The organism is Streptomyces sp. (assembly GCF_019510245.1).
Lineage (GTDB): Bacteria > Actinomycetota > Actinomycetes > Streptomycetales > Streptomycetaceae > Streptomyces.
The window spans coordinates 1-5,328 of sequence record NZ_JAEKKT010000399.1; the positions used below are offsets into that span (position 1 = coordinate 1).

General features: G+C 68.6%; 5 protein-coding genes and 2 pseudogenes. 4 read left to right on the forward strand and 3 right to left on the reverse strand.

Going from position 1 to position 5,328, the window contains the following annotated elements; all coding sequences use genetic code 11:
• Positions 1 to 240 (forward strand): annotated as a pseudogene (locus JF597_RS52835) (LLM class F420-dependent oxidoreductase); the annotation flags it as partial.
• A gap of 459 nt (positions 241 to 699) precedes the next feature.
• On the opposite strand, the gene JF597_RS52840 reads toward JF597_RS52835, so the two are convergent.
• Together JF597_RS52840 and JF597_RS52845 are read right to left on the reverse strand one after the other, a co-directional pair.
• Positions 700 to 1,071 carry a DoxX family protein gene (locus tag JF597_RS52840; protein WP_294014082.1) on the reverse strand — a complete coding sequence of 124 codons (372 nt, stop codon included), beginning with the start codon at positions 1,069 to 1,071 and terminating at the stop codon, positions 700 to 702.
• 3 nt (positions 1,072 to 1,074) lie between these two features.
• Entirely contained in the window at positions 1,075 to 1,626 is a 552-nt protein-coding gene (locus JF597_RS52845) for a YceI family protein (protein WP_294014084.1), read from the reverse strand.
• Between the two features lie 98 nt (positions 1,627 to 1,724).
• Here JF597_RS52845 and JF597_RS52850 point away from each other — a divergent pair, with 98 nt between their 5' ends.
• Both JF597_RS52850 and JF597_RS52855 read left to right on the forward strand, forming a co-directional pair.
• Positions 1,725 to 2,192 carry a MarR family transcriptional regulator gene (locus tag JF597_RS52850; protein ID WP_294014086.1) on the forward strand — a complete coding sequence of 156 codons (468 nt, stop codon included), beginning with the start codon at positions 1,725 to 1,727 and terminating at the stop codon, positions 2,190 to 2,192.
• A 164-nt stretch (positions 2,193 to 2,356) separates the two neighbouring features.
• Positions 2,357 to 2,452: pseudogene (locus JF597_RS52855) on the forward strand (integrase); the annotation flags it as partial.
• Positions 2,453 to 2,606: 154 nt separating this feature from the next.
• Here the strand turns inward: JF597_RS52855 and JF597_RS52860 are convergent.
• Positions 2,607 to 3,038 carry a hypothetical protein gene (locus JF597_RS52860; protein WP_294014088.1) on the reverse strand — a complete coding sequence of 144 codons (432 nt, stop codon included), beginning with the start codon at positions 3,036 to 3,038 and terminating at the stop codon, positions 2,607 to 2,609.
• Here JF597_RS52860 and JF597_RS52865 point away from each other — a divergent pair.
• On the forward strand, positions 3,028 to 5,328 hold a 2,301-nt coding region (locus JF597_RS52865), incomplete at its 3' end, for a glycoside hydrolase family 2 TIM barrel-domain containing protein (RefSeq protein WP_294014090.1). The genes JF597_RS52860 and JF597_RS52865 overlap by 11 nt on opposite strands.

The window sequence follows — 5,328 nt, forward strand, 5'->3', positions numbered from 1 at the left end:
GATGTGCTGCGGGGCCACTGCGAGGCGGCGGACCGCGACTACGACTCCATCCGCCGGACCATCACGTACTCGAAACAAGCCGCCACCGAGGAGGACCTGGACGGCTTCGCCCATGACATCGAGCCGTACGCCAAGCTCGACATCGACACGGTGATCATCTCGCCGCATCTAGGCCCCACATCGCGGTGGATGGAGACCTTCGCAGCCCCGGCCGTCCGGCGCCTGGCCGAACTGGGCTGAATCCGCCCGGGAACCGGCCGACCTCTCGCTCCCGGACGGCCGAAACCGCACCGGCCGTCGTCGACAAACTCCACCGGGCGCCGGCCGAGCTCGCCGCGCTCCCCTCGACCGCCACCACCCCGGTGAACCGGCCCGCCGGTCACCGCGAGCTCGTCGCCGTCGGGATCGAGCGGCTCAGCGCCGAGCAGGGTCAGGCGGTCAGCGCCGAGAACTACGCCGCATACGTCGAGCAGTACGTCGAGCCTGACACGCCGACCGGCACAACCATCGTCGTGCACAAGATTGGTACTGCCGGAGGGCGCCGAGCCCGACGGCGACGGCGGTATATCGACGACGCCCCTACCGTTGTGACCTGCCTGGTGAATCTGGTACGTGGCAGCGACAGCGTGGCAATGGTCAAGGCGATGTCCGCGACAGCCAGGGGCTGCTCGGTTCTGACCACGGCGGCCACGCTTCCGGTCAGAAGTGGTACGGGCCGAACCGGCCCCACACGACCAGGCCCAACAGGACGATGTAGACGAGGTTCATGGCGGCCAGCGGCGTTTCCGAACGGCGCAGGTGCACGACGGATCCGCCGGTGGCGAGCGCGAGCCCGCCGATCGCGGCCACCGGCACGAGTACTGGTGCGATGTCCACCGCCGCCGGCAGCACCAGGCCGACGGCGACCAGCGCCTCCAACACCCCGAGCGCTTTGACGGACGCGTCGGAGAAGTCCGCGGCCCAGGCGAAGACGGCGGCGACCTGAGCCCTGGTGCGCACGAGCTTCATGCCACCGATCGCGAGGAATGCGGCCGCGAGCAACGACTGCGCGACCCACAGGACGGCGTTCACGGGTTAGGCGCGGACGAAGACGGCGTGGATGGCGATGAGGTTTTTCATCGAGGCCATGCCCAGCTGGTTCCAGGTCATGCCGAAGTCCGACCGGTCGACGGGTACCTGCGCGTCGAGGTGGATTTCGCCGGCGGTGACGGTCACCGCGGTGTCGAAGGTGACCGGCCGCTCGGTGTCCCGCACTCGCAGCGTGCCGTGCACGGTGACGTTGACGCCGCTCAGGGTGACGTGGTGCGCGGTGAAGACGATGTCGGGGTGGTTGGCGCTGTCGAAGAAGTCGGCTGAGCGCAGGTGCTCGTCCCGCTTGCGATTCTTCGTGTCGATCGACCCGGCGCGCACCGTAAGGGCGCCGGTCGCCTCGCCTGCCGGCGTGACGGTGCCTTCGCCGGAGAGCTCCCGGAAGGAGCCCTTCACCGGCGCGAGCCCCCACATGCTCTTGCTGCGCAGCCCGACCGTCGATCGGGCGGTCTCCAGCCGCCACTGGCCGGCGAGTGAGCCGTCGGTCAGCCGCGCCCGCAGCGCGTTGGTGTCCGTCGCTGTCGCGGAAGTCGTCATGTCTCCTCCAAAGCTTTGCTTCGCCCATCCAAACTGATTTGTTGTCCGAACCGTATAGACTGGCGACGTCTGGCGTCAATGAGAGGACGGACACACCGATGGCCGACCCAGCAGGCAACGCCGAGCACGTCGCGCTGTGCCACCGGCTGATGCAGCTCCTGCCGCGCGTCGCTCGCGGCATGCGCCGCTCGCAGGACCGGGCGGCGCCGCCGACGCGGGCCCCGCTGAGCCCCCGACACGTGGCGGTCCTGGAGCAGTTGCGCGAGGAGCCGTTGACCGTGAGTACCCTCGCGACGCGGCTGGAGCTGACGCTGTCGACGGTCAGCGGCGTGCTGGCAGATCTGGACCGGGCCGGATTCGTGGTGCGGGAAGCGGACGCCGGTGACCGGCGGCGCACGATCGTGCGGATCGCGCCACAACAGGCCACGCAGGTGGAGGAATGGCTCGACGGCGCCGCGCAACCCCTGTCGCGGGTACTCGACCAGCTGAGCGCCAGCGAACAGGCGGCGTTCCTGAAAGCCATGGACCTGCTGGAGACGGAGCTGCGCGCGCAGGACCCCGAGTAGCGAAGCCCGCCGCGCCCGGGGCCGCGCTGGGTGGCGGCCCGAGTGTTCGCATGGCTGTGGCCGGCGGGGCTGGGTTCGGCGGCGAAGGACGTCGAGATCGGCGATGCTGCGGCATCACTCGCTGTCGCCTGCTGCGGCGGTGCTGGGCACTGCGCTGGCGGCGTCGTCCGGGGCGTCCGCCGGCGCATCGGAAGATCAAGGTCCTGGTCCTGCGGATGGCGCGTGAGAATCCCCGTTGGAGCTATCGCAGGATTCATGGTCGGCCCATCTATCCGTGGTGGAGAAGGGGGTGATCGCCACCAGCTGAGGTCCTGACTCCAACCTCGGAAGCGGCCCCACAAGTGTCGCCACCTGGAGAATGACCGCTAGGTGAATCTCTTGACGTTCCGGCAACATCGCGTATACGTTCGGCGCCTAGCACCGCAGATGAGGTGATCTGCTCGGTGTCGGATCGGCGGAGAGATCGTCGCCGATGAGGTGATCTGCTCGGTGTCGGATCGGCGGAGAGATCGTCGCCCCGGCGCTGACCGGTCGATCCAACGCCCTCATCTCGCCGCCCTTTCGCTGCCCCGTTCCGCTAGCCGTCAGGGCGATCCCCACCGGCGCCGGGGACCAAGGGCTCCTCAGGGCACGAAGTGTTACCGGTAACATCACCTCAAACGTCGACAAGGAACCCATGATGCACCACCATGTTCCGTCGCCTCGGCGAGTCCTCACGCGTTCGAGCGGGGTCGCCGTCGCCCTGCTCGTCGCCGTTGTGGGACTGCGGTCGCCGGCTTCGCCATCCACGTCCTCCGGGTCGTCGTTGCCGACGACGCCTGTTCTCGCCTCGTCGGTGTCGAACATCGACGGCTTCACCGCCGGGGATGCCGCGACCGCGTCGGTGGACCTGTCCGGCACATGGGGCTTCACGCCGGCGGGCCAGTCGGCGACGTCGATCACGGTGCCCGGCGGCGGCTGGTACAAGCAGGGCTTCACCAATGTGGGCGAGGCGGTGTACTCGCGCAGCATCACGGTGCCGAACACCGGGCAGCCGCAGTCGGCGTGGATCGAGTTCGGCGCGGTGAACAACCAGGCGACGCTGTCGGTGGACGGCCAGGTGGTCGCCACCCAGACCACCGCCTTCACCTCGTCGAAGTTCGACATCACCGCGTTCGCCGCTCCCGGCACCACCCACACGATCAGCGTGGACGTCAAGGGCCGCAGCGCCTTGATCGACCCGACGAGCGGCAAGTACATCGTTCCCGACGCCGCCGAGTGGTCCGCGGCGATTCCGCAGGGCATTTACCGCTCGGCGTTCCTGCGCGTGTACCCGGCGGTGTACGTCAGCGACACGTTTGTGCGTACCTCCGTGGCCAACCAGACTCTGACTTACGACGTGTCGGTGACCAACACCTCCGGTGCCGCCCGGTCGGTGACGCTGACCGGCTCGCTGGCCTCGGACAGCGGTTCCTCCTTCAGCTACCCGGCGCTGCCGGCCAAGACCGTCTCGGTCCCGGCCCACTCCACGGCCAAGGTGACCGTCGGCCCGGTGGCCTGGAACCTCGGCACCGCCTCCTACTGGTGGCCGAACGTCCCGTACCGCGCCGGATACCGCGCCCAGCTGCACGACCTGTCGGTGCACGCCGCGACCGACGACGGCCACACCAGCGACGCCAGCTACCGGTTCGGGTTCCGGGAGACCGTCCAGAACGGCGAGTATTACTACCTCAACGGCGTGCGGGTGAACTTCCGCGGCGATGACCTGCAGGGCGCCGACTATGACGGCATCAACAACGGCGGTGCCGGCGACGCCTACGACACGCTGCCGGGGTTCCTGACGCCGTCGAGCGGCAACGGCGGCTGGCCGCAGGCGGTGGACAACTACCAGAGGCTGAACTACAACGTGGTCCGCATCCACCAGGAGCCGGGCAGCCCGTACATGCTCGACGTGGCCGACGAGATGGGCCTGATGATCATCGACGAGACCGCCATCCGCGGCTCCGAAAACGGCCAGGACTGGGTCGCCGGACACGACAACATGGTCAACCACGCCCAGGCGCTGACCCTGCGCGACCGCAACCACCCGGCGATCATCCGCTGGAGCCAGAGCAACGAGCCGAGCCTGAGCCACTTCGACTCCGAGCAGTTCGAGAAGGACCTCTACGCGGCGGTGAACGGCAGCGACGGCACCCGCCCGGTCAGCGTCGACGACGGCCCCGGGGCCCCGTCCGTCCCCTACCCCACCATGACGTACCCCAACTTCGACGTACTCGGGCACTACCTGGACGGCCTCGGCAACTACGGCGAGCAGGTCGTGTCCGTGACCGGCCGGCCCGACGGCGAGGGCGAGTACATCTGGCCGGCGTGCAACACCAAGCAGGGCTTCGAGTGGTTCGCCACCGCGACCGCCGCCAAGCGCGGCAAGGACGCCAGCGACCTGCGCCCCTACACCCTGCTCTCCGGCTGGGACGGCTTCATACCCGGCGTGAAGACCACCGACTTCATCCCGGAAGAAAAGGGCCACCCAGTCTACGGCGCGGACAACCTGCCCGACCCGTGGAGCAACCCGCAGATCCAGCGGATCCAGGCCGCGTTCAACCCGATCGCCGCGATCGACCTGCCGTACTGGTCGGCCTCCGGCGTGTCGGACGCGAACGGCTCCTTCCCGGTCGCGCAGGAAGTGCCCGTCTACCCCTTCAACAGCACCGTCACCCGTAACGTCACGGTGTTCAACGACGACTTCAGCAACACGTCCGTCGGCCTCACGTGGACGGCGTACCTCAACCAGGTCGGCGGGACCGTCATCGGCTCCGGCACCACCAACCTCGCCATCCCGCTCGGCTCCCGGGTCACCCAGCCGATCTCGTTCACCACACCGGCCCACGGCGCCAGCGTGTACCTGGTGCTGTCCACCACCAAGGGCGGCACCACCACGTTCACCGACTCTGTGGAGTACCTCAACCTGGGCTACACGACCAGTGTGGACGACGCCGCCTCCGCGGTGACCTACACCGGCTCCTGGGGTCACGGATCCGGGGAAGGGGGCCTGTACAACGGCACCAACTCTTACAACAACACCTCCGGCGACACCGCGACGCTGAGCTTCACCGGCACCGGGGTCACACTGCACGCCGTGACCGCCTCCAAACACGGC